This is a genomic window from Nocardia jinanensis (genome assembly GCF_014645735.1).
GTDB lineage: Bacteria > Actinomycetota > Actinomycetes > Mycobacteriales > Mycobacteriaceae > Nocardia > Nocardia jinanensis.
In genome coordinates, this window is record NZ_BMMH01000001.1 from 663,030 (window position 1) to 687,637 (window position 24,608).

Genomic DNA, 24,608 nt, shown 5'->3' on the forward strand with positions numbered 1-24,608 from the left:
CCGCCCCGGTATCAGCCGAACAGGGTGGTGAGCGCGGTGCGGTCCACTTTGCCCCGGGGCGTACGCGGGAGCCGCGCCACCACCTGGATCCGGTCGGGCATGCTCGGGCTCGGCAGGATCGCGCGCAGCCGCTTCCGGATCTCTTCGAGGCCGGGGGCGGCGCTGGTCACCACGACGGCGGCCACCGGGATCTGGCCCCAGCGCTCGTCCGCGATTCCGATGCACGCGGCCTCGAGGACGCCCGGGATCGCGGCCAGCGCGGCCTCCACCGCCGCCGGTTCCACATTCAGACCTCCGCGGATCAGCATCTCACCGTCGCGTCCGAACAGATGTAACCTGTTGCCCGACAACGCTCCCCGGTCACCGACGGAGAACCAGCCGTCGACGGGGCCGTCCACCACACCCGCCTCGGTCAGATAACCGGTGAAGACCATATCGCTGCGTACGTGGACATGACCGTCGCGGATCCGCACCTCGACGCCGTCGAACAGCTCCCCCGCCGAACTCTCGTCGCAACCACCGAGGTCGCGGTCGAACGAGACGAAACTCAGCTCCGAAGCACCGTAGAAATGGGTGAGCGCGGCGTTCGGCAGCACCGCCCGCAACGCCACCCGGCCCGGCCGGGGCCAGCGCGCCGCGGAGGACAGCACCTCGCGCACGCTGCCGACCGGACCCGTCCCCGACCGCACCACCTCCCAGGCGATGGCGGGCACCGAGTACAGGTGCGTCGGACGATCGGCCAGCGCCGCGATGACCGGACGCAGATCTACCGCCGCGCCCCGGGTCAGCGCGTGCAAGGCGCCGTAGAGGAAGTGCGTGTGGTCGAGTACGCCCGGCGCCGAGACCCGATCCCCCGCGCCGATATCGAAGGTCGCGTCGGACCGGTCCAGGGTCGCCGCCCACGACCGTTGATCGCGGACGAACAGTTTCGGTTCACCGGTGGTTCCCGAGGTGATCCCGGCCAGGAGTTCACCGCCGAACCGCGCCCGGCCACCCGGCCCATCCGATTCCAGGTCCGCCGCGGTGCGGATCGGGCCCGCCCAGCCCAGTCGGCGCAGCAGCCGATGATGTCTGGCGGCGGCGCATACCTGCGCCGGACGGCTCAGGGTCAGTACCCGGTCCAGCTGCCCCGGCAGCAGATGCCGGTGCAGCAGCACCACGCTCACACCGGCATACATCGCCGCCGCCACTGTGACCAGCGAGTCGATATCGGAGGTGGGCAGTACAGCCACCCGGTTCGCGCCGGCGAGCCCAGCGGCGGTACGGCCGACCCGGTCCCAGAACTCGCCGTAGGCGATACGGCCTCGAGTGGCGACGACGGCAGTCGCCGACGGATACCGGGCCGCCTGTCTCGCGATCCGGTCGGCGAGCAGCTCAGTCATCGTCTACACCACGAGCGGCGAGGGCGTCACCCATCGCGTCGGCGGTGCGCAGGGCCCGGACCAGTACCGGAGTCGCCAGCGCGGTCACCGACCACTGCAGGCCCCGCGCCCGCCGCGCGTCGGCGACCTCCCGCACGATCCCGGCCAGCAACGGCACACAGCGGATGGCCAGCGCCAGCATCAGACCGATACGTTCCGGGTCGACACCGATATGCCGCAGCGGACCGAGCGCGCGGGTGACGGCGTCCAACATCTCGGTCACCCGGGTCGTCAGGGTGACCAGCGCGGCCAGCGCGACCGAGATCAGCAGCAGTCCGCACACCACCACGGCGCGCGCGGGTGAGGTCGTCAGCACCTGCACCACGGCGATCAGCGCCAACATCCAGACCACCGGACGCAACTGCGCCAGAGCGACCCGCCACGGGATCCGGGCGAGCCCGAACAGCCCTACGACGACCACCGCGAGCGACCCGGCCTGAACGGGTGTCCGCACGAGAACGGTGGCCGCCACGATGACCGTGACGAGTGACAGCAGTTTCACACCGGCGGGAGTCCGGTGCAGCAGCGAGTGGCCGGGTAGGTACAGCCCGATCACTCGATCAACTCCCGATAGGCCGGTACCGCCGCGGCCGGGGTGCCGTCGAATACCACCGCGCCCTCGTCGACAACGATCACCCGTTCGAAACTGTCGAGCAGCCCGAGCTGATGGGTCACCACGATCACCTGCTGGTCCACCGAATCCAGCGCGGCCGCGACAGCACGCGCGTTACGCAGATCCAGCAGTGTGGTCGGCTCGTCGGCGACGATCACCTCCGGGCGCCGGATCAGTACAGCCCCCAGCGCCAGCAACTGCTTCTGCCCGCCCGACAACAGATGGGACGGATGTTCGGCGTGCGCCGCCAGCCCGAACCGGTCCAGGGTCCCGGTCACCCGCTCCGCGATCTCGGCCCTGTTCAGGCCGGTACGTCGCAGCGAGAACGCCAGATCCTCGGCGACGGTGGGCATGACGATCTGGGAGTCCGGGTCGGTGAAGACGAAACCCACCTTGCGCCGGACCTTGGCGCCCTTTTTCGACGCGTCCAAGCCGTCCACGGTCACGGTGCCCGAGGTCGGGGTCAGCAGGCCGTTGATCATCCGGGCCAGCGTCGACTTCCCCGACCCGTTGGCGCCGATGATGCCGACACGGCGTTCGGTGATGCGCAGGTCCACCTCGCGCAGCACCCGGCGTTCGCCGTAGCGGTGATTCACCCCGTCGAAAACGATCTCGCTCATTCCACCCGCTCCACGAGTACGGCGATTCCCTGTCCACCGCCGATGGCACAGGCCGCGAGCCCGAGCGCGGGCCCGCCCGGGCGCAACATCTGGCTCGCCAGCCGCACCAGCAGCACCGCGCCCGACGCACCCCAGGGGTGCCCCATGGCGATCGCGCCACCCTCCGGGCAGAGCACGGATTCGTCCAAGCCCAGTTCGTCGGATACGGCCAGCACCACCGAGGCGAAGGCCTCGGTTATCTCGACTATCCCGAGGTCGGCGACCGAATATCCGGTGCGGCGCAGAACTTTCCGGATCGCCGGGACCGGCCCCAGCCCGGGCAGCGCGGGATCCGAACCGCATACCGCCGAGCCGGCGATCCGTAACGCGGGCAACCCGGCCGCCCTCGTCTCACTCGTCACGGCCAGCACGGCCGCTCCGTCGGAGATACCGCACGAATTACCCGCCGTCGCGGTTCCCTCCGCTCCGAAACTCGGCCGCAACCGGGCCAGCCGTTGCGCGGTCATTCCCGGACGGATGCGCTGGTCGCGGCTCACCCCGGCCACCGGCACGATCTCCGCGCCGAAATCGGTGGCCGCGGCACGGGTATGAGATCGGGCCGCGTAGGCGTCCTGGCGTACCCGCCCGATCCCGCGGATACGGGCGAGATCGTCGGCGGCGGCACCCATATCGGGGTCCGGGAAACCGGCGGGGGCGAACGGGGCCCGGGTGTAGCGCACGGGTTCGTCCTCGGGCCGCGGCGGCCAGAACCGCCACGGCGCGGTGCTCGCGGATTCGGCACCACCGGCCAGGATCAGTTCGTCACCGCCGCTGCGCACCCGCAGCGCCGCCTGCATCACCGCGTCGAGTCCGGAACCGCACTGCCGGTCCACTGTCACTCCGGGCACGTGCACCCCGAGTCCGGCCCGCAGCGCGGCGACCCGTGCCGGATCCCCGCCGGGACCCAGGCAGTTGCCGAGCACCACATCGTCGATCTCGTCGTCCACCCCGGCCGCGCGCAACGAACCGACCACGGCTTCCAGCACCGGGGCGGCCAGATCGATCACCGTCGACTCGGCGAACCCGTGACCGGCCGTACCGATCGGGGTGCGCCGCGCGGCGACGAGAACAGGAACAGCACTCACGCCAGCAAGTCTTTCAACCGGCCGCGGGCGACCTTCCCGGCGGTCGTGGTGGGGAGCTCACCGACCCGGACCCAGCGGCGCGGTATCGCTTCCCGGCTCAACAGCCCGCGGGCCCGCCGCCGCACGTCTTCGACCTCGATGCCGTCCAATTGCACTGCCGCCGCGACTGTTTCACCGAACACCGCATGCGCGGAACCGATCACGGCGGCCGCCACCACACCGTCGATACCGCCGAGGACCCGTTCCACATCCTCGGCGACGACTGTGGTGCCGCCGACATTGATCACCGCCTCACCGCGGCCACGGACCTCGAGTTCACGATCGTCGCCGAGTACGGCCAGATCGCCGACACAGAACCATTCGGGCGCCCCGAGCACCGTGTAGGGCGATCGAACGAAGAGCAACCCGTCGCGGATCTCGGCGTCCACCTCGTCGAGCAGACGCAGCGGTCCGGGCACTCGCCGCGCCGCGACCAGGGAGACTTCGGAGGATCCGTAGTACTCGACCACGCGCAGATGGCGGGCCGCCGCCAGCGCCCCGGGATCGGGGGCGATTCCCGCGATCACGGCAGTACGCAGCTCGGGCGCGGTGCGCACCACCTCGCGCAGCACCGCCGGGACAGCGTGCACGACGGTGGCGTGCCGCGGATCGTCGGTCACGCAGGCCCCGCGCCAGAGTGCGTGCAGGGCCCCGAACAGATGCATCGTCGCGTGCAGTGGGCCGGTGAGCAGGACCCGATCGGTGGCCGTGACACCGGTGATCGCGGTGAACGCCGGGAAACTGTCGTACCAGGAGGCCGCCGTACGGGCCAGCGGGCGGGGCCGCCCGGTCGACCCCGAGGTGGCGACCAACAGGAACGCCGAGTCCGGGCGCGCGGTCCGGACCGGGCGCGCGGCAGGGTCCTCGACGGCGACCGGGACGCCGCGACGGGCGGCAGCGCAGACGCAGACCAGCGCCTCGGCGATCGGCAGTGTCGATGCGTCGTATCCGGCCGGGCCCGGTTCGGATCGGTCGATCCAGCGGTCGACGGCGCGATCGAGTTCGGCGTAGGTCAGGGTCTGCCCGCCGATATCGAGCGCAGGCGCGTCACCGTACCCGCCGAGTTCGCGGTCAGGCACGGATCAGCCCGGGATAGGCACGGTGCACACCCTTGGCCACCGTCGTCGCGACGACCACCTTCAGCAGATCTCCCGGCAAGAACACCCCGTTGGAGGTGATCGCCGGCCACAGCCCGATATCGGTGCGCAACAACAACCCGACCGTGCCGAAGAAGTAGATGACCACGATGCCGCCGACCGCATTGATCAGCAGCGCCGGTACCACCGGATACTTGGGCACGATCCGGGCGGTGAGCAGGCCGATGAAAAGCGCCGCCGGGATCCAGCCCACCAGATATCCGGCGCTCGGGCCGGCCAGTGCGGTCAACCCGGTCCGGCCGCCCGACAACAGCGGCAACCCGATGATCGTGAGTGCGATGAACACCGCGACGGCGGCCGTGCCCTTGCGCGGTCCCAGAACCGCCCCGGCCAGCACGACACCGAGGGTCTGCACAGTGATCGGCACACCGCTGAACCCGACCGTGATGGCACCCGGCAACCCGAGCGCCGCGATCAACGCGGCGAACACCGCGATCTGTGCCATATCGCGCGCGGTGATACCGGCCCGCGGCACCCGCTCGTTTTCGACACCGCTCACCGCGACACCTCCGCCACACCCAGACTTGAACAACGTTCAAGATAGCAATCGCCCAGACCGTCGCACTCGGGTGCCCCCGGCACCCGGCGCTCGGTACCGCGATATCGAGCCAAGACGGTGCGCCAACTCCGCACCACCGCGGATCCCGGGCCCACCCACAACCACGACCCACAGTCCGGTCGTACCGTGATCGATGACCCGGATCGCCACAGGACCGCCGGAAGGACCAGCATGACGCAGCCACTGCCGACCGCCACACATTGGGGGAATTTCCTCCTCGGCCGCGGCGGCGCGGGCGAACTCCACGTCACTCCCGCCGGGCACGATCCCGACCCGTCGCCGATCGGCCGCTCGCTGACCGCACTGCACGACCCGGATCACCGCATCGCCCGCCCCGCCATCCGGCTCGGCTACTACCGGGACCGCGAGAAAAGCGATACCTCGCACCGGGGCCGAGAACCGTTCGTCGAGGTCGACTGGGACGAAGCGCTCGACATCACCGCCGGTGCCCTGCGGTCGACACAGCAGCGGGCGGGCAATCGCGCGATCTACGGCGGGTCCTACGGCTGGGCCAGCGCGGGCCGGTTCCATCACACGCAGGGACAGATCCATCGCTTCCTGCGGATGTTCGGCGGCTACACCGCATCGGTGGACACCTATTCGTTCGCCGCTGCCGAGGTGACGATCCCCCACGTCCTCGGCATGAACGCCTATTTCGCGGCGCGGCAGTCGCCCACCACCGAAGAGATCGCCCAACACTGTGCGCGCATCGTCTTCTTCGGCGGCGCGGCGGCACGGAACGCACAGGTCAATCCGGGCGGCTACGGCGCTCACCGCTACCGCGACCATCTCGCGACCCTGCGCGCCGCCGGAGTCGACACCGTCAATATCGGACCCGTCCGCGACGACCTCGACCCCGCGCTGGCCGCGCGCTGGATCCCGTGCCGGCCGGGCACCGATACCGCCATCATGCTGGCCATAGTGCACACCCTGGTTGTGGAGGATCTGCACGACCGCGCCTTCCTCGACCGCTACACCACCGGTTTCGACCGCTTCGCCGATTACGTAACGGGCCGTGCGGACGGTGAGCCGAAAACCCCGGAGTGGGCGGCGACGCTGTCGGAGGTGCCCGCGCACGAGATCCGCGACCTGGCCCGGCTGCTCGCCCGAGAACGCTGTGTCATCGGGCTGCCCTACGCACTGCAACGCGCCGAACACGGCGAGCAGACCTACTGGGCCGCTTGGGCGCTGGCCGCCGCACTCGGCTATATCGGCCTGCCCGGCGGCGGTGTGCTCATGGGCACCGGCGTCGGCATGACCAACGCCATGCAGCGGCGCTACCTACCCTTCGAGATCCCCGCCCTGCCGCAGCCCACCAACCCGGTCTCCGATGTGGTTCCGGTGGCACGGCTCACCGAAATGCTGGAACACCCCGGCGAAACCGTCGACTACAACGGCCGCGTCCTCACCTACCCGGAGATCGACCTGATCTACTGGGCAGGCGGTAATCCGTTCCACCACCACCAGGATCTCAACCGGTTACGCCGCGCCTGGGCCCGCCCCCGCACCGTCGTCGTCAACGAGATCAGCTGGACCTCGACCGCCCGTCTGGCCGATATCGTGCTGCCCAGCACAGCTGCCCAGGAGCGCGAGGATTTCGCCGCCTCCCGCACCGACCACTGGCTGTCCCCCATGCTCCCGGCCCTGCGGCCCTACGGTCGGGCCCGCGACGACTACGCCATCTTCGCCGATCTCGCCGAGCGGCTGGGCTTCGGGCAGCGGTTCACCGAAGGACGCACCGCGCGCCAATGGGTGCAACACCTGTGGCAGACAACCGCCGACAACGCGGCCGCCGCGGGTATAACCCTGCCCGGCTACACCGAGTTCCGATCCGGGCAACCGATCGATCTGCGTCCGGTACTCCCCGAGAGCCGACACGTCCTCGAACGGTTCCGCGACGACCCGGACTGCCATCCGCTGGCCACACCGTCCGGCCGGATCGAGATCTTCTCCGGCACGGTCGCGGATTTCGGCTATCCCGACGCCCCCGGCCATCCCGCCTGGTTCCCCGCCCGCGAATGGCTCGGCAGCCCACGCGCACAACGCTTTCCGCTGCATCTGCTCTCCCACCAGCCGGCGACCCGCCTGCACAGCCAGCTCGACTACGGCGTCACCAGCCGGGAATCCAAGATCCGCGACCGCGAACCCCTGCGTATGCACCCGGCCGACGCCGCCACCCGCGACCTGCGCGACGGCGATATCGTCCGCGTCTTCAACGACCGCGGTGCCCTCCTCGCGGGCCTCCGGCTCACCGACGCGGTCCGGCCCGGAGTCGTACACATGGCCACCGGCGCCTGGTACGACCCGCTCGACCCCGCCGCCCCCGATTCGCTGGACGTACACGGCAACCCGAACACGGTCACCAACGATATCGGCACCAGTTCGCTGGCCCAGGGGCCCTCGGTCAACAGCTGCCTGGTCGAGATCGAACGCTACGACGACGAACTCCCACCACTGCGGATCCACAAGCCCCCGGAGTTGATCACAGCCGAAAAACTCCGTGCGCACCCCGGCTGATCGATCCACAACCTGCGCACGGCGACAAGCCTTCCCGATTCCAGCGACGCAGCGGATGCGGCGACCGGAGATCGACAGCAGCGGCGCACTCCAGCGTGCTCGAAATAATTTGATCCGGTTTGCCTTCTCCGGCCCCAGCGCGGTTGTCGAGGTTCAGGTGATGGTTGACGTTGTGGCCTCTGTTGAGGCTTGACGTTTGTTCTAGAGAGTTCAGTGGATGCTTCCGCCGCGAATAAGGACTGGCTGTCCGACAGTCGGAGGGGGCATGATTCGCCGAACTGAGCGACCGAGGAACGGCGATGGATGAACGCGAGACACTGACCCTGTGGCGACCTACGGGGCCGGAGGAGTTGGCGCTGGTCGAGGCGTCAGGATGGACGGCGTGGCCGCCGCGGCTGCCCGATCAGCCGATCTTCTATCCGGTGTTGAACGAGGACTACGCGATACGTATCGCACGAGACTGGAATGTTGCGGCATCGGGCGTCGGCTACGTGACTCGGTTCGAGATCGATGCCGACTTCGCGGCCAGGTATCCCATCCGCCAGGCAGGCGGGCAGACGATCCTCGAACTGTGGGTGCCCGCCGAGGAACTCGAAGAGTTCAACCGCCACCTCGTGGGCGGCATCGAAGTGGTGCAGGAATTCCGGTAGCCCAATCCAGTTGCTCGGATCGTAGCCCGGCCATCGAGCACGACGACTTCCATCCAGTGTCGTCGCAATACCGCTGCTCGACCACACTCAACTCCACCAGCATCAGGCCTGGGTCCTTCACCACGAACGTTCACGTTCGAGCGATCCAACCCACGGCCAGCGGTGTCGAGCATCAGGTGGAGCCGGTGTGTCAAGCATCAGTTGAACCACGACAATCACCTTCGCGAAGTGGTTGCCGAGTTTCGCCATATAGGTTCAAGAGCGACGGCGCTTATGTGCCGCCGCCGTCCGCCACGCAACCGCGCAGACCGGCGCAGGCTTGGCCAGCGCGGCGCGTCGGCCGACAGCGGCGCGGCTGGCGCTACAGCCACCGATCCGAGATGGCTGATTTTCGATAACCGAGAAGTGTGGGCACGACGAGAGCCGTACCCGACCTACCTCCCGCAGCTGCCCACGAATCGGCCGGCACTCTGCCCGGTCAACCGGCTGTGGTCCCGCCTGTAGACGGTGAGCACCCGTCATTCTCGGTCACGACTCGTGACCCATCAGCTCTTCGAGCAGATCTTCGCTGGGCAGCAACGGGGCGAACAGATCCCGGACGAACTGGCGCCGAGTATCAGCGGTCATGGTGGGCCAGCCTTTCACACCCTGAAGATAGTTGCGGACCTGTTTCACCCGATGGGGGTGATGTTCAGCCTGACGCCATCGGTGCCAATCCTGCTCCTTCGCAGGATCTGCCTCAGCGATCATGTCGAGTAGACGGTGCTGGACGACCGCGATGAACGGGCTGCCGAAGAACACGTCAGGCGGGCCGTCGAACTTGCGGTCCATCAGCATCCGATGCAGGGCAAGAGCCTGATCGGGTCCATCGAGACGAAGATTCCAGTGTTGCACGGCTGTCATTGTCCGCTTCTGAGCCGTCATCGCGATATGAGGCCGGCGATCCATCCAGCATTTGCGCGACCTTCGGTCGCGTGGCCCAGCTGACTGGTGGCCTGCATTATGTTCCCGCGCCCCTCCACCGTCAAGAGCGCCTACGGCGTCAGCTTCGCTGATGGCATTCGCCACTCTTGACCGCGGAGTCTCTACGCGAGAAGGGCAGGCCCTATCGGGGCAGGCGGGTAGCCAGCCCCACCTATGCGCAGACCACCACCCAGCAGGGCCAAACCGTGGCCGACTCCGTGCGATCTACGTGCGATAGAGACCGGAAAACGGGGGTACAGGGCGGTCAATCACGGCCTCCCCTCCCGGACAGTCAGACAATATAGAAATACGCCCTGAACTGGACAGATCAGGGCGTATTCGAGTGGTCCCAGCTGGGATCGAACCAGCGACCTTCCGCGTGTGAGGCGGACGCTCTCCCGCTGAGCTATGAGACCGGGAAGAACCGCTCGGCGGGATTTTCGAAGCCCTCCGAACGAGTAGGAACTTTAACACGCACCACCCGTTCGCCACCAAATCACCCTGTTGTCATTCGTCCGCGTAAGCGCTCGGCCGCTTCAGGCGCCCACGACAACCGGAACCGACCCTCCAGCGGCCTTGCCCACACCCCCGCGGACATCCCCGCGGCGCCGAAAATGACACGTTTGTGATTTACACACGCCTACCAGGCGATTTGTAGGTTCCGCCGAACGTGGGCTAATGTTCTGTCTCGCACCACGGAGGACCGAACGGCCGCCGGGGATGCGAAATGCGGATGTAGCGCAGCTGGTAGCGCATCACCTTGCCAAGGTGAGGGTCGCGGGTTCGAATCCCGTCATCCGCTCGAGAGGTAGGGCCAGGCGCATTGAATGCCTTCCCCCTTTGCGCGGTGGAGTGGCCGAGTGGTGAGGCAACGGCCTGCAAAGCCGTGCACACGGGTTCGATTCCCGTCTCCACCTCGCGCGATTAGCTCAGCGGGAGAGCGCTTCCCTGACACGGAAGAGGTCACTGGTTCAATCCCAGTATCGCGCACCATCGTTTACACAGTTCAGCCCCGGTTACTGCCGGGGCTTTCTGATTTCTGAGCATCTTTCGTGCATCTTCTGATCTGAGGCATGCGGCGGTCCGGCTGTCGCAGACCCACTACCTACACTCGGTAATGTCCATCGATCCCCCTCGGTTTCGTCGGAGTTCGATACTGCCGGACACCCCTGAACGGCCTCCAGTCCTTCACGGACCGGAGGCCGTTTGTATATCTGGGGCTCTGCGCGGCGCGGCCGTACCGTCCGATTCAGGGCGCGGCCTACCATCCCTCTCCTTCTGTCTCGGGGGCCGCGCCCGCTCTCGTCTCCTCCGGGGGCTGCGGTGTCCGGCCGTAACTTCGGTCGCAGAGACCAGGAGGCCATCACCATGACGAACCCGTTGCCCGCCGTGAGATTCGAGGCACCGCCGCTCGCACCCGCCGGGCACGGGCTGTTTGCCGCAGCCACCGTGTTCGACCTGAACGAGCCTGCGCGGCTACTGGGCGGCGTGCGCGTGGAGCCGTACAACTGCGACACCGGGGCCGGGACCCACAGCACCGACCTGTGTGACGTCGATCCGGCGGTGAAGGCTGCCGGGGAGCGCGGCGAACTGCTGGAGTTCTCCCCGATGGTGGTCTACGCCGCCAGTGAATGCGCGCCGGATCAGACGGAGCAGGAAGACATGGACCGCGCCGCGCATACCCGCCGCCTCCATGAGCCGTTACTCGTAGAGTCCGCGTTCTCCTCCCGGCTGTTGACCGATGCCGGGGCGCCTACGGTCGTCCCCGACCTGGCGACCGCGATCGGCGTGCTCGAGGAATTCGTCGGGGAGCAGGGATACACCGGGGTACATCCACGCGGCACGGCGCTGGGCTGCGGCGGCGGGCGACCTCAATGCGACCGGCAGCGGTGGCGCGCTAATGCGCACGAACCTCGGGAACACGTGGGTGTTCGGCGGCGGGTACGCGGACACCCTGGGAGACACGCTCATTGCCACCGGCCAGCTTTTCGCCTGGTGGTATCCCCCGTTCGAGCATGTGGTGACGGTAGGCAGCAGCGGCACCCCGGAGTTCAACAACTCGGTGTACGGGCTGTCCGAGCGAATCGTGACCGTGGCCTACGAGTGCGCCGTACTCGCCGTGCAGATCGACCCGACTCCGTAGGTCCGTGAGGCCAAGCGGGATATGAAGGCAGCCGGATTCAAGACCACGCCCTGGGACTGATCCTCTGCGCGCGGCCCAGGCTCACACCACGACGCCGACGCGCTGAGCGAGCCGCCCCAGCTCCCCCGTGGTGAGGCCACGCTGAGCCTGGCGCAGCATCCCGCCTACCAGCTCACGCACCGGAGCCATACCGCGTACGTGCTGCGGAGCGGCGTGCTCACCCCGCAGCAGCGCATGCAGCGCCGCACGGTGATCGCGCTTCATCGCGTGCGCACGGCCCAACTCGACGAAGAACTGCGCGTGCCGCACCCCGTTCGGGAGAGCAGTCGGGTCCAGCGTCTCCGCGATCCGCAGCGCCTCACTGGGCTCGCGCCGCTCCACGGCCGAACTCATCTGCCAGAGGGCCACGTTCGCCCGGCCGAATGTCCGGTTGCGGGCGGAGCTGTGCCCGGCCGGGGCCTCCGCCAGCCGCTCCGCCAGTTCCGCCGCCTCCGCAATGTGGGGTGCCGCGTCCCCTCCGGCCAGGGTCTCCGCGAATCCGGCCTGGAGCCGGGCCATGCCCACCGTCTCCAGTTCGCCGCGCGTGCGTGCGTCGGTGGTCAGCCGGTCAGCCACCCCGGTCGCTGTGCTCAGCGCTGCCGTGAGCGCCCCGGGGCGCGCGGCCAGTATCTGAGACTTCAGGAACTGGGCAGCAGCGACCGGGGCAAGAGAGTCGGCCCGCTCCGCTGCCCGCTCGGACTCCTGCACGGCCGTCCACGCCAGCGCGTCATGGCCGCGCTGGCGCAGCGCGGAGGACACCCCGTAGGCGGCGGTCGCCAGCAGGTCCCACGACTGCGCGCTGCCGTCATCGGTCAGCCGGTAGGCATCGGTCAGCAGATCGGGCAGCAGCGGACCCAGCGCCGCATAGTCCCCGGCATGGCGCAGCCGGGAAGCCAGTTCGACCGCCTCCGCCAGCTCATCAAGGCTGCGCGGCGGGCGGGTGTCGGTGATGCTCCCCTGTGTCCACAGGGCGGTTTCGATATCGGCTACCGACCGGTGAAATGCGCTGGTGGCCGGGTCTATCCGGTCCTCGCCGCCGGTGAGGTCGCCGAGTGTGCAGCCGAGTGCACCGGCCAGCGCGAGCAGCGTCCGGCGGGAATCGACCGGCCGTAGCCCGGTCTCGTACTTCGCGACCACCGACCGGCTCACCCCTGCCCGGTCTGCGAGGACCTGCTGGGAGATGCCGCGCCGCGCCCGGATCTGGCGCACCCGCTGCCCGATGAAGGTATCCGGTTCGTCGGTCATACCGCGCACCTGCGCTTTCCCTATCGAGTACCCACGCCTTACGTGCATTGTCCCTCATCTCTCGGGCGACGGTGTGGCGACCGGGCGCGGACCCAAATGTTCCCCAGCGGAACAAGGTTCGTACGCCACGGCGTGATGGTTTTCACAGCCCCGCCGCCGGGAGGTCGAGCCCTCGGCGGCGGGTGCATACCAACTGGGGATACGACAGGGGACCCACGATGCAGAGCGATTCACCGAAGGCGATCGGCCTGATACGCAAGGACGCGCACGGCAACGGAGTGGATATCCACCAGGTGGCGCAGCGCTACGGCTACCGCCTGGTGCACACCGTCTATCTCGACTGCGGGCCGCTGGCGACCGCGCTCATCCTGACCGGCGCTCTGCTCGAGCACAACGCCACCGCCGTGATCGTGCCGTCCTTCGAGCACGCCGACCCGGTACGGAACATGATCACCGAGCGCGCGGCGCTGGCGACCCCGATGCCGGCTGAGCCGGTCGCACTGGTTCGGCCTAGCGCTCGCCGGAGCCGGGGGCGGTATCGGCGGGTTTGGGGCTGCCCTGCTGTTCGGAGTCCCTGCCGGATTCTCGCAGCCCCTCGCGACCTTCCTCGCCGGAGCAGGCGCGCTCAGCGCCGGTGTCCTGGCCTATGTCTCGGATGCGCAGCACAAGGCCGACACAGCCCGGGAACGCCGGCGGCATACCGAGGACACCCAGCGTGAGCGGGAATCGGACCTCAGAGACCGCTATACCGCGATTGCCGCCCAGATCGCGGACGAGTCCTCCGCCATCCGGCAGGCGGGCGTGTACGCACTGACCGCGCTCGCCGACGACTGGCACGCCTTCGGTGAGGACGACGAGCGTCAGGTCTGCATCAATCTCTTGCGGTGGTATCTATGGGTCCCTTTTCCTCAACGAGAAGATCACTCGGAGCCTGATAGTTCCGAACGCGAGATTCGCCAGACCATCGTCAGCGTTCTCACCCAGCGCCGCCACAGGCCGCTGGACGACCCGAAATCCTGGGCAAATACGTCTATCGACCTGCGTCAGGCATCTCTACCCAGATGCAGGCTAGACAGCGTCGACTTCGGCGACCTCGATCTGAGCGGAGCCGATCTTCGCGGATCTCATTTGAGCTTTGTGAGCCTGATCGGCACCAAGCTGGACTTCGCCAAGTTAGACGGCGCGGTCATGCCCGCTGCGAACCTCACTGGCGCGAATCTGGCGAGCGCGTTCAGTTTCCGGCGGCTACGCCGCGTAGCGGAGAATCCCCGCGATCGGTGCGCTGTCGGGCAGATCGTCGGCGCGGACCGCCAGCACCCGGCCACCGGTCAGCAGAACGCGGCGGCTGATCTCGTCCAGGATGCCCGGAGCGTCGGTCGCGCCCGGTTCACCGAACGTGACCGAACCGTCGGCGGATACGGTGCCGGGGACCGCGGCGTCGATATCGACGAGCAAGGTGTCGACAGCGCCCGCGACGGCCGCTCTGGCGAGATCGGAGACGTCGGTGGCGGCCCGGCCCTCACTGCGCCGCTGGTTCAGCAGCTCGGTGAGCTCGGCCAGCTGCGCGGCGTAGTGGCGGTCCAGAATCGCCCGGGAGCGCTCCGCCAGCTCCTGGTCGGAGGCGTGTTCCGGGTTGCCGGGGATGCTTTCGGCGAGCAGGTTGTCGTAGCTGTTCACCGAGCGGAACAGGGAATCGATCGGTTCGGTCGCGGCGAGGATCAGCGGGACGTGACGGCCGGACAGGAAATCACGGAGTTCGGTATCGATGGCGCGGGCGTATTGGCGGACCCGCATCTTGCGGCCCTCTTCGCCCTGTACCCGCCGTTTCGGGGCCCGATCGCCGAGACTCGCCCTGCCGGCATGATCGGCCGCGCTCGTCGGCAGACCGGGGACCCGCACCGTGTACGCCGGTTTGTCGGCAGTGACCTCCACCAGGCGGACGCCGCCTTCGGCGAGGGCCAGAACGAACGCCGACTGCGGGAAGGTCACCGCGCGGAGCAGGCGTTTGAGGTAGAAGCGGTCGCCCACCGTTTCGGAGGCGTTCAGTTCGTTGGGCAAGCGATAGCTGCGGATCCGCGTCGGGGTGGCGAGAACGACCAGTGTGCGCGACTGGTAGCGCCAGAACTCGGCGTCGTCGATGTGGACGTCGAACTCCTCTTCCAGGGCGGCCCGGGCCTCGGGATCGGTGACCTGGTCGAGCACGCGGCGGACCTGATCCCAGAACGCGATCCGGTTGCGGTCCGGGTTGGCCGAATCGGATTCGGTGGGAGTGTAGATCGAGACGCACCAATTGTCGGTCAGGGCCGCGAGCGCTTCGATTTCGCCGCGGGTCGGGATATCGGTGTGCAGCACGAAATCCTCCACATCTGTCGGTCGGATCAGCGCGCCGATATCCGGTGCAACCGTGTCCGAACTCGGTGACCGGTCGTGGCGGGCTCGTCTCCGCTGGTGTTTCCGCGAACGTCGGCCGGTGGATCGATATTTCTTCGGCAATTACTCGGCAAACCTCATTAGATCTTAGATCACAGGTCCGAATGGCCCGATCTGCCTCGACGGGGATCCCGCGATACGCGGCTCGGACAGACCGGATCCTCCGGCGATCCGATACCTCGCGCAGATGGGCGACCGGGTCGCTACTGCCTCCAGAAGGCGGCTACCGAGAGTCCGGGGCCGGGCCCTGGGCGGACGACCTCCCGGCCGATCGGGGTGCCGCATCGCCCCGGGCGCGCGAACGGCGGCTCCCGGCAGCCGCCGGGATTGTCGGCGGACGAGGTTAAGCTGACCGGCACGAGCTAGAGCCGACCGGTCCGCCGAGGTCCCGACAGGGGGTGTGTGTGCAGACGGAACCAGCCCGAGACGTGTTGCCGGACGATCCGGCCGGCACGGATACCGGGGACTCCTTTCCCGACGATCTGCGCGATCACCTGTCCTTCGAGTTCGAGGAATGTGCCCACGAACTGGCCGGGCTCGTCGACGATTACGCGGTCGACCGGGAACGGGCCGGTACGATCCTGCGGCTACGGCTCGGTATCTCCGGAGACCGCCCGGAAACGCTCACCCGGATCGGCGCGCGGCTGGACTTCTCCCGCGACCGCGCGCGCCAGCTGCACACCAAGGCGGCCGGCGAACTGCTCCGGCACACGGCGCGCGCGGGGCGGCTACCGGTCCCGGAGTATGCCCGGCGCTACCCGGTGGGCACCCGGGATTCGGTGCTGACGCGCGCGCTGCTGGCCGAAACCTACGCCACCGATACCGATATCGCGGTGAACGATCTGTCGTACCTGAAATTGCGCCTGGCCGGGCATACCGCCGCCGACGCGAAACGGATCGCCGGATTCGTCACCCAGCGCATCGTGGGCTGGCGCAAGAAAACCAATCACCTGCTGTCCCGGTTGCGCGCCGACGGGACGCCCGCCGGACCACCGCCGCCCTGGCCGAACCGGATCGATTGGCCCACCGGATCCGGTTCGCCCGCACCGCTGCCCACCGCTCCGGCACGCACCTTCGATCTGGACGACGACGGCCGCGGCTGGTTCTATCTGCACAAACCCGGACGCGATATCGGATTCGACTCCGGCCTGGAGGCCCGGCTCCTGCGCCTGCTCGACACCGACGACCGGATCCACACCTTTCAGGAATATCCGGACGCCGTGGGATATCGGATCGACGGCGAGGAATATCTGCACTTCCCGACCGTGGTCGCCGAACTCACCGACGGACGCCGGGTGCTGATCGATGAACAACCACTGGGGCATATCGGTTTCCACGTGAACCGGATGAAGTGCGCGGCCGCCCGGGCCCGCGCGCACGAGAACGGCTGGGGCTGGCTGCTCTGGACGGGCAGCTCCGTGGGCGAACCGGAACTGGCGGCCCGCCGCGTGCCCGCCGGGATCGAGAACCGTCTCAGCGAACTACTCGCCGAGGGTCCGGCCCGGCTGCCCGCGCTGCGACAGCTGCGGGCGGACACCGGATTCGATCTCCTCGATCTGATCACGCTGGTGATCCGCCACGAATGGCAGTGGGACCGGGCGCCGTTCCGCTTGGCCGCCGGATAGCACCGGCCGCCGGGGCGCCCCGGCCACGCGGTACGAGCCCGTTCACCGGTGAGGCTACGGCCGGTCCCGGAAACCCTCGGGGCGCGGGGGCGGTTCCGGCACGGCGAGACCTACTGCTGGTGCAGCCGCGCTCGGCGCGGCCTGCGCAGCCTTGGAGAAGGTCCGTCCACGGTTGCTTCGGTGTCCCGCCCGCCCTCCGCGCGCTGTGACCCACGCCGAAGGACCGCCCAGGCCCGGATAGCCGCGGGTCAGGGTTTGACCAGCATGGTCGCCGCGATGAAGGTCACCAGCAACAGCATCACGAAAACGACTATCAACTGCCAGTTGTCGATGGTTTTGTGCAGGCGCCGGATGGTGTCCTCCAGCGCGCGGTGCACTCGCTGCTGATCGGCGATCCGGCGATCCACGGCCGCCACCGCCTCGGCCTGTTCCCGCGCACGCTGCGCGGTACGTTCCATCCGGGCAACCGTTCTGGCGAGCTGCTGCTTCTTCTCCCGCACCGCCTGCCGCGCCACAGCCAGGGTGGTGCGCTGAGTCATCAGTTCCAGCCGCTGCTGTTCGAGCAGCAGCGCCTGGGTCCTGGTGTGCTTCTCCCAATCGGTCACGGCCGCCCATCCCTTCCGCATATGGTCGCGGTATCCCCACGCGACCTCACCTGCCACCCACTGCCGGAGGAATTCCCGCAACTCGTAGGGTCGTTCACCCGGCGCGACCCGCCCGGTGGGGCCGGTTTCCAACATGCCGGTCACCGCGCGGTACTCACAGGAGACAGGAGCAAGATCGGCGATACCGAGGGCCGGCAGCTGAGACACCCAGAAACCCGGAGCGCACAACCACAGCACGCCCGCGTACCCCAGAGCGCGCAACTGGCCCGTATGCTCCTGCGCGAGTTCCTGAGTCAGTGGGCCGGTACGCACCTCGATCGCGAACTGCTCGGTACCGCGCCGCCACCAGACATCGACCGTGACGGGACCACAGCGCCGGTCCACCACCGCCTCGTCCGCACCGAACGCGAGCAGCCGGCTCGCCAGCCAGTACTTGAGTCGCTGCGCGTCCCACTGCGCCTCCACACAGCGAGCACAGCCGCAACCGTAACCCGATGCGGTCTTCTCCGCGTCGTCCGTACCCACCGGACCGTCGGATATACCCAGGTCGGACAACATCGTCCGGCGCCCACACCGTATTTCAGTCCGCCGCTTCGTCTGCATGCGACCACCCATCTAACCCGTCCCACCATGTCGGCCCGACACCACGCCGACATATTCCAGGGTGCTCCACAGATGCCGGTCACCGCCAGGTTTCTGCCCAGCAGTTACCCAGATGGGACCCGTACAATCTTCCCGCCCGGGGGTGTCCCGGTCACCGGATCGGAGGCCGCCAGGACCGTACGCACCAGGGTGCGCAACCACGCGTGCGCGGGGTCCGGGGTATTGCGCGGATGCCAGGCCAGCGAGATCGTCACTTCCGGCAGCGGCAGCGGGATCTCGAACGAGCACAGACCCAACGCGGGCAGCGCGGTGGCCGCGACGACCGCCGGGGCCGGGCACACCGCGGCGCCGGAGCGCACCGCCAGCAACGCTGTTGTCAGATCGGGGACAGTGGCCACCACGCGGCGGGTGCGGCCGTGCAGGGCGAGCCGGTCGTCGATGGGTCCGCGGGCGATACCGCGTGCCGAGATGCTGATATGGGCCGCGGCGGCATACGCGGCGACGGTCACCCGTTCGGTGACCAGTGGATGCCGGGGAGCGGCGACACCGATCAGCCGGTCTCCGCGCACCCGTTCCACCCTGGTCTGCGGATCGGCCTGTGCGATCACACCGACCTGGACATCGATACTGCCGTCGCGCAGCGCGTTCGCCGAGGCAGCCGTATCGCCCGGCACGAAGCGCAGTGTCACTCCCGGTGCTTGGGCACGGACCTCGGTGAGCAGCCGGGCAGCGAGTTCGGGCAGCACCGCGTCGTCGACGTGCAGCGCGAAACCGCGCACCAGGGCGGCCGGGTCGACCGTATCGGGTTTCGCCAGCAGTGCCCGGCCCTGTTCGACCAGCGCGCTCACCTCGAACCGCAGCTCGAGCGCCCGCGGAGTAGGCACGAGCTGACGCCCCGCGCGCACCAGCAGCGGGTCGCCGTAGACGCGGCGCAACCGGCCCAGGGTGCGGCTCATCGCGGGCGGTGAGGTGTTGAGCCGTTCCGCGGCCTGGGTGACGCTGTTCGTCTCGAGCAGGGCGTGCAGCGCCACCAGCAGGTTCAGATCCAGATCCGGCACGGCCGGATCAGGTGCGCGAGGACGCGCCGGTGGCCTGCGTTTCGGGCTCGGTGGTCGCCGATCCCGCCTCGGTGGCCGCCGAACCCGCGGTCGCCGAATCATCGGCTGCGGGAGCCGAATTCGCGGACTCCGATTCACCGGGCGGGGGCACCGAATCCGCGGACTCCGGTCCGGTGGCCGCGGGGGCCGGATCGGTGGACTCGGTGTCCGGCCTTTGTTCGATACCGTCCGATTCCGTACTTCCGGGCGCCGTGGTCGAATCCGTGGTCTCCGGTTCGGTCGTCCCCGAATCCGGTTCGGCCGACTCCGGTTTCGGTTCGGCCGACTCGGCGGGGGACGCCGGGTGCGTGACCTGCGGCGCCCCGTCCGGCGTCACCGGGCCGGCGGGCGACTGTTCGGGCACTGCGGGAGGATAGGCGGCCGCGGCGGCCTGGGCCGCACGCATATCGAGCCGGATCGTGGGGCTGTTGGACCGCGCGGCGATACCCGCCGCCCGCTTCTCCGCCGCGGCGCGCCGGGCGGCATCCGCGGCCTGTGCGGCATCCACGGGCGGCTGCGGCGCGGCAGCGGGCGGTGGTGTGTCCGCGGATCGGCCATTGGGCGCGGCGGGTGGTACGGCATCTTCCGGACGCGGCGCATTCGGTGGCTGCGGCGCGCTCACGGGCCACCGGGTGTTCACCGGCTCGGGGGCGTTACCCGGCCGGGGCTCGTTCACCGCTTGCGGAGCCTTCCCGGGCGCAGATCGGGTGGCCCGATTCTCGTCCGAACCGGGCGGGCGCCCGGCCGGCACCGCGAGGATCTTGGTCCGATCGTCGGCGCCCGGGAGCGCCGAACCCGGCAACTGCACTGTCGGGGATTCGGACGCCACCGGCTGTCCGCCCGGCGATTCGGGCCGGGCGGCGCCGGTGTGGATCGGTTCGGTCGCACCGGTGCGCGCCGTGGGCTGCGGTGGCACCGTAGGTGCGCCGTACGCTGCGGAGCCGGGATCGTGGGCCACCGGGCCCCGTTTCCGCCGCGACACCGCCTTGTAGTCACCGGGCCGGGCGGGGCGCACCCATTGCGCGGCGCGGGCCGCGAGTGGCAGTTTCACCCGGAGATCGGCCAGCAGCTCGTCGATATCGCGAAGTGCGTAGGGAGTGACCGACGCGCCGTGCGCGTGATGCCCGCCGGTATATTCCTGCATCCAATGCAGCCGGGCCTCGATCCGCTCGTTCATCGTCTCCGCGGGCGGCAGGGACAGGTTCCTGGTGAGCAGGGCCGAGGTCCAGTGCGCGCCCACTTCAGCGCCTACCGCGCTCAGCAGCGACGAGTTGTAGCCGGCGAAGGTCAGATGCGGTACCTGTAGCGGCAGAATCTGGCGGTACAGCCGGAAATTACCGTCGTCGTCGGTGAGCTGACGCTGCACGTACGGGGTCAGGAAGGGTACGCGCTGCTGGAACCCGGTGGCGCAGACGACGATATCCGCGCGGACCAACCGGCCGTCGGACAGTTCGGCGTAGGGCCCGGCCTGGCTGCCGCCCAGTGCGGCTATATCCGTCTCGCCGCATACGGTGATACGACCGGCCGTCACCTGTTCGGCGAAACCGTCCGCGGCCAGGCCGAACGCGGCCTCGTGCGCCTGTTCGAACCGCGCGGGCGGCACCAGGCCCAGCTCGGCGGCACCGGAGCGCTGCGCCACGAGCGCTTCGACGAGATCGAGGTTGCTCTCCCGGAAGGAGCGGCCGGGACCGTGCAGGAACCGCTCGAACCGGCCGGGTTCGGGATGCCGGAAGTGGGCGGCGCCGGTGCGGGTGAGCAGCACCCGTTCGGCGTCCAGTCCGGTGGCGAGACGACGCGGCATCTTCCACAGCAGGCGGCGTGCCACCACCGTGGTCTCGGCGGCCACCCGGCTGATCTCGGTGGCCAGATCGCAGGCCGCGGCACCGTAGCCGACCACCACTACCGACCGGTCGCGCACCGCGTCCACATCCAGGAACTGCGTACTGTGACCCAACTGACCACCGGCGCGCCCGAATTCGGTCGCACCCGCGAACTCGGGGACCGCGGGTTCGCTGAACACACCGTTGGCGATGACCAGGTGATCGCAAGACGTGCGATGCACACCGTCGAGGTCGCGGATCTCGAGCAGCCAGCCGCCGTCGACCGGGTCGGCCGCGACCACCTCGGTGCGCAACCGGAGCCGGTCGGTCAGGCCGAAGGCACGCACATAGCTCGCCAGGTACTCCTGCATCCGTGCTCCGTCGAGCACCCGCGGATAGTCGGCGGGCATCGGATGGTCGGAGAAGTGGTAGGTGTTCTTGCTGCTCTGCGCGCGTAAGCCCGGGTAACGGCGAGTCTCGCTCCACACGCCGCCGATATCGGGGGCTCGGTCGAATACCTCGACCGCGAACCCATCCTCACTCAGGACCTTCGCGCAGACCAGACCCGCGATACCCGCACCGACGATTGCGATGCGGTTCCCGCTCCTCATGGGCGAGAGATTACGTCGGATGTGTCCGGCAGCAAAGCTGAAGGCTCCATTACGCCTATCACCGCAGGTCGCGGAAGACCGGGCGCGAGCCCGGACGAGCTGTCCGCGTGATGCGCCCGCACCTCCCGGACCTGCGGACACACCGGTGCGTCACCGGGCTGTGGTCTCATTGAGATATGACCACTGTCACCGTGGACCGGGCCGGACTGTGGGACGCCGAAGCGCTCAGCGATGTCGCCGCCGCGACCTTTCCGCTGGCCTGCCCGCCGGGTTCGGATATGGAAGATATCGAGGTGTTCCTGGCGGAGGTCCTTTCCGGTGAACGGTTCGGCGAATACCTGTCCGATCCGGCACGCACGGTCCTCAAAGCGGTTGCCGACGACGAGATCGTCGGATATGCCATCCTGCACAGCGGCCCACCGGCCGACCCCGCGGTGGCGACGGCGATATCGCTGGATCCGGTCCTCGAGATCAGCAAGATGTACGTGCTACCCGGCCATCACGGCACCGGGGTGTCCAGCGCGCTCATGCACGCGGCACTGGAGCAGGCCCGGGGCACCGGCTGTGCCGGTGTCTGGCTCGGCGTGAACCAGCAGAACCTGCGGGCGCAGCGCTTCTACGCCAGATACGGCTTCCGGCAGGTGGGTACCAGGACCTTCACTGTGGGACGTCAGGTGCACCACGATTACGTGCTGCGGCTCGAGTTCTGACGGGCTCGTTTTCCGGCCCGCCCGATCGCTCTCAGCTCAGCATGCGCTGCTTCAGCGCGTCGATCTCCGCTGGGCCGAGGCCCAGTCCCTCGCTCACGTAACGGTCGAAACTGCCGTAGCTGCGCGCGACCTGATCGAAAGCGGAGTCGAGCCACTCCTGCCGCACCCCGCCCACCGGGTCACCGGCCGCTGCGGCGCGGTAGTGGTTGGACAGCAGATAGTCCTCGCCGACCGTGGCCCGATCCACGCCGAGCACCGTGAGCAGGACCGCGGCGGTCCAGCCCGTCCGGTCCTTGCCCGCGGTGCAGTGGAAGAGCACCGCCCCCGGCTCGGGACCGGCCCCGGACGCGGCGATATCACGCAGTACTCCGGCCACCGCCTGGTTCGCCCCGGGGGCGGTGATGAACGCCCGGTACAGATCGTTACCACCGGCGAGAGTCGACATCAGTTCCGGCAACGGGGCGGCGCCGATCATGTCGTACCAGTTGGCGCGCGCACCGGCGGGAACCCGGTCCGGTCCCAGAGCGCGCTCGTAGACGGTGCGCAGATCGTCGACCTCACGGACTCCGAGCCGGTTCAGTTCGGACAGATCCGCGGGGGTGAGGTTGTTGAGCTGATCGGTGCGGAAGGCGATACCGGATCGCACCGTGCGCCCGTCGATCGTGCGGTAACCGCCGAGGTCGCGGGCGTTGGGCGCACCCGTCAGATGTAGTGACCGATCGACGGTGAGCACATCGCCGACCGCCGGTGGCGCGGCGACACTCACCGCCGCGACGGGAGCGAACACCACCAGTGCTCCGGTGAGAACAGCGGCCGGTACACGCGCCGAACGATGAACCATGGCGGAACTCCCATCCTGCTCGCCGGCACCCCCGCGCGGCGTGCCGGACTCAGCAAACCAACCCGGGGTCCCCGGGTCAACCCGGAAACGGCGCGTCGCGGCCTGTCGTACGCGTCGGCGCCACAGCGATCCGGCGGGCCCGGCTACCGGCGGGCTGCCTCAGGCCGGGACCTCGAAACGCGAGAGCGCCAGCAACCGGGAGATCGCGCGCAGGTACTTCTTGCGGTACCCCCCGTCGAGCATCTCCTGGGAGAAGATCTCGTCGAGTTTCGCACCGGAGACGGTCACCGGAGTACCCGCGTCGTAGAGCCGGTCGGCCAGCACCACCAGGCGCAGCGCCACCGCCTGATCGTTCACCGGATGCACACCGGAGACGAAAACCGCGGATACGCCGTCGATCAGCGCTCTGAACTTGGAGGGATGCAGTGTGCTCAGATGGCGCAGCAGGGCGTCGAACTCGTCCAGCGTCGCGCCGGGCGTGGCCGCTGCCCGCTCGGTCAACTGCGTATCGCTGCTGGGTTCGGGAGCGGGCGGCAGATCGCGGTGGCGGTAGTCCGGGCCGTCGACCCGCACGGTATCGAAAATAGACCCGAGCTTCTTGATCTCGCGCAGGAAATCCTGGGCCGCGAACCGGCCCTCACCCAGCTGACCGGGCAGCGTGTTGGAAGTGGCCGCCACCGACACTCCGCTCGCGGAGAGCTCGGTGAGCAGCCGGGAGACCAGCATCGTATCCCCCGGATCGTCGAGTTCGAATTCGTCGATGCACAGCACGCTGTTCGCCGACAGTCGCTCGACCGCGCCGGCGAATCCCAGCGCACCGACCAGATTGGTGAGTTCACCGAAGGTCCCGAACGATTTGGGCGCGGGGGCGCCGTGGAAGATCGAGGCCAGCAGGTGGGTCTTACCGACGCCGAAGCCGCCGTCGAGGTACAGGCCCGCCCCCTGGGTCGGTTTCTTCTTCCCGAAGAGGGATTTCTTGTTCGCGGCCCTGTGGATGGCGGTGACCTTGTCCGCGAACGCGCGGGCCGAGGTGACCGCCGCGGCCTGGCTGGGTTCGTTCGGGTCGGGGATATAGGTGTCGAAACCGACCTCGTCGAACATGGGCGGCGGTACCATCTGGGCGACCAGCTGGTCGGCGGGGACCTCCGGACGGCGGTCGACGAGGCGCATCGGCAT

General features: G+C 68.7%; 19 protein-coding genes, 4 tRNA genes and 1 pseudogene. 9 read left to right on the forward strand and 15 right to left on the reverse strand.

The features are described from left to right. Positions 1 to 11: 11 nt before the first annotated feature. The 6 genes from IEY68_RS03035 to IEY68_RS03060 are packed head-to-tail and all read right to left on the reverse strand — an operon-like array spanning position 12 to position 5,473. On the reverse strand, positions 12 to 1,382 hold the full coding sequence (locus tag IEY68_RS03035) for an AMP-binding protein (RefSeq protein WP_062995932.1): 1,371 nt from the start codon (positions 1,380 to 1,382) through the stop codon (positions 12 to 14). Continuing rightward, a complete protein-coding gene (locus IEY68_RS03040) occupies positions 1,375 to 1,977 on the reverse strand; it encodes an energy-coupling factor transporter transmembrane component T family protein (RefSeq protein WP_062995934.1) in 603 nt (200 codons plus the stop codon). Before IEY68_RS03040 ends, IEY68_RS03035 begins: the two co-directional genes overlap by 8 nt. Continuing rightward, positions 1,974 to 2,654: an energy-coupling factor ABC transporter ATP-binding protein gene (locus IEY68_RS03045; RefSeq protein ID WP_062995936.1), complete on the reverse strand. Its 681-nt coding sequence runs from the start codon at positions 2,652 to 2,654 to the stop codon at positions 1,974 to 1,976. The genes IEY68_RS03040 and IEY68_RS03045 overlap by 4 nt, the downstream gene beginning before the upstream one ends. Next, a complete protein-coding gene (locus IEY68_RS03050; protein ID WP_062995938.1) occupies positions 2,651 to 3,778 on the reverse strand; it encodes a thiolase family protein in 1,128 nt (375 codons plus the stop codon). The genes IEY68_RS03045 and IEY68_RS03050 overlap by 4 nt, the downstream gene beginning before the upstream one ends. Beyond that, a complete protein-coding gene (locus tag IEY68_RS03055) occupies positions 3,775 to 4,896 on the reverse strand; it encodes a class I adenylate-forming enzyme family protein (RefSeq protein ID WP_062995940.1) in 1,122 nt (373 codons plus the stop codon). The genes IEY68_RS03050 and IEY68_RS03055 overlap by 4 nt, the downstream gene beginning before the upstream one ends. Beyond that, the gene (locus IEY68_RS03060) at positions 4,889 to 5,473 is read right to left on the reverse strand and encodes a biotin transporter BioY (protein ID WP_189093989.1); all 585 of its coding nucleotides are present in this window, start codon (positions 5,471 to 5,473) and stop codon (positions 4,889 to 4,891) included. Before IEY68_RS03060 ends, IEY68_RS03055 begins: the two co-directional genes overlap by 8 nt. A gap of 231 nt (positions 5,474 to 5,704) precedes the next feature. On the opposite strand from IEY68_RS03060, the gene IEY68_RS03065 reads away from it, so the two are divergent. After that, entirely contained in the window at positions 5,705 to 8,050 is a 2,346-nt protein-coding gene (locus IEY68_RS03065; protein ID WP_062996101.1) for a molybdopterin-dependent oxidoreductase, read from the forward strand. Positions 8,051 to 8,349: 299 nt separating this feature from the next. Continuing rightward, positions 8,350 to 8,700: a hypothetical protein gene (locus IEY68_RS03070; RefSeq protein ID WP_062995942.1), complete on the forward strand. Its 351-nt coding sequence runs from the start codon at positions 8,350 to 8,352 to the stop codon at positions 8,698 to 8,700. 528 nt (positions 8,701 to 9,228) lie between these two features. On the opposite strand, the gene IEY68_RS03075 is transcribed toward IEY68_RS03070, so the two are convergent. Both IEY68_RS03075 and IEY68_RS03080 read right to left on the reverse strand, forming a co-directional pair. Next, positions 9,229 to 9,603, reverse strand: coding sequence for a hypothetical protein (locus IEY68_RS03075; RefSeq protein WP_063916190.1), 375 nt, complete (start codon positions 9,601 to 9,603; stop codon positions 9,229 to 9,231). A 404-nt stretch (positions 9,604 to 10,007) separates the two neighbouring features. Next, positions 10,008 to 10,079: transfer RNA gene (locus IEY68_RS03080), tRNA-Val, on the reverse strand. A gap of 313 nt (positions 10,080 to 10,392) precedes the next feature. Here IEY68_RS03080 and IEY68_RS03085 point away from each other — a divergent pair. From IEY68_RS03085 to IEY68_RS03100, 4 genes are all read left to right on the forward strand, one after another. Beyond that, a tRNA-Gly gene (locus IEY68_RS03085) sits at positions 10,393 to 10,465 on the forward strand. A gap of 44 nt (positions 10,466 to 10,509) precedes the next feature. Next, positions 10,510 to 10,580 (forward strand) — tRNA-Cys (locus IEY68_RS03090). 1 nt (position 10,581) lies between these two features. Continuing rightward, positions 10,582 to 10,656 (forward strand) — tRNA-Val (locus IEY68_RS03095). 907 nt (positions 10,657 to 11,563) lie between these two features. Then, complete coding sequence (locus IEY68_RS03100) at positions 11,564 to 11,806, forward strand: hypothetical protein (RefSeq protein WP_062995949.1); 243 nt, start codon at positions 11,564 to 11,566, stop codon at positions 11,804 to 11,806. An 81-nt stretch (positions 11,807 to 11,887) separates the two neighbouring features. Here the strand turns inward: IEY68_RS03100 and IEY68_RS03105 are convergent, their stop codons facing one another. Continuing rightward, positions 11,888 to 13,090 (reverse strand): helix-turn-helix domain-containing protein, encoded by a 1,203-nt coding sequence (locus IEY68_RS03105; RefSeq protein WP_062995951.1) that lies wholly within the window; start codon positions 13,088 to 13,090, stop codon positions 11,888 to 11,890. A gap of 801 nt (positions 13,091 to 13,891) precedes the next feature. Here IEY68_RS03105 and IEY68_RS37005 point away from each other — a divergent pair. Beyond that, positions 13,892 to 14,308: pseudogene (locus IEY68_RS37005) on the forward strand (pentapeptide repeat-containing protein); the annotation flags it as partial. Positions 14,309 to 14,335: 27 nt separating this feature from the next. Here IEY68_RS37005 and IEY68_RS03120 read toward each other — a convergent pair. Next, positions 14,336 to 15,442: a baeRF11 domain-containing protein gene (locus tag IEY68_RS03120; protein WP_062996104.1), complete on the reverse strand. Its 1,107-nt coding sequence runs from the start codon at positions 15,440 to 15,442 to the stop codon at positions 14,336 to 14,338. Between the two features lie 482 nt (positions 15,443 to 15,924). Between IEY68_RS03120 and IEY68_RS03125 the strand changes: the two genes are divergently transcribed. Next, positions 15,925 to 17,145 (forward strand): sigma-70 family RNA polymerase sigma factor, encoded by a 1,221-nt coding sequence (locus IEY68_RS03125; RefSeq protein WP_229718572.1) that lies wholly within the window; start codon positions 15,925 to 15,927, stop codon positions 17,143 to 17,145. Positions 17,146 to 17,393: 248 nt separating this feature from the next. On the opposite strand, the gene IEY68_RS03130 is transcribed toward IEY68_RS03125, so the two are convergent. The 3 genes from IEY68_RS03130 to IEY68_RS03140 form a co-directional block, all read right to left on the reverse strand. Continuing rightward, the gene (locus IEY68_RS03130) at positions 17,394 to 18,308 is read right to left on the reverse strand and encodes a hypothetical protein (protein ID WP_229718573.1); all 915 of its coding nucleotides are present in this window, start codon (positions 18,306 to 18,308) and stop codon (positions 17,394 to 17,396) included. 149 nt (positions 18,309 to 18,457) lie between these two features. Beyond that, positions 18,458 to 19,411, reverse strand: a complete 954-nt coding sequence (locus tag IEY68_RS03135; protein ID WP_189093991.1) for a LysR family transcriptional regulator — start codon at positions 19,409 to 19,411, stop codon at positions 18,458 to 18,460. A gap of 7 nt (positions 19,412 to 19,418) precedes the next feature. After that, complete coding sequence (locus IEY68_RS03140) at positions 19,419 to 21,881, reverse strand: flavin-containing monooxygenase (RefSeq protein ID WP_062995955.1); 2,463 nt, start codon at positions 21,879 to 21,881, stop codon at positions 19,419 to 19,421. A gap of 176 nt (positions 21,882 to 22,057) precedes the next feature. On the opposite strand from IEY68_RS03140, the gene IEY68_RS03145 reads away from it, so the two are divergent. Then, positions 22,058 to 22,591, forward strand: a complete 534-nt coding sequence (locus tag IEY68_RS03145; protein ID WP_062995957.1) for a GNAT family N-acetyltransferase — start codon at positions 22,058 to 22,060, stop codon at positions 22,589 to 22,591. 31 nt (positions 22,592 to 22,622) lie between these two features. On the opposite strand, the gene IEY68_RS03150 is transcribed toward IEY68_RS03145, so the two are convergent. Both IEY68_RS03150 and zapE read right to left on the reverse strand, forming a co-directional pair. Next, positions 22,623 to 23,432 carry a tyrosine-protein phosphatase gene (locus IEY68_RS03150; protein ID WP_062995959.1) on the reverse strand — a complete coding sequence of 270 codons (810 nt, stop codon included), beginning with the start codon at positions 23,430 to 23,432 and terminating at the stop codon, positions 22,623 to 22,625. 159 nt (positions 23,433 to 23,591) lie between these two features. Next, a complete protein-coding gene (zapE, locus tag IEY68_RS03155) occupies positions 23,592 to 24,608 on the reverse strand; it encodes a cell division protein ZapE (protein ID WP_062995961.1) in 1,017 nt (338 codons plus the stop codon).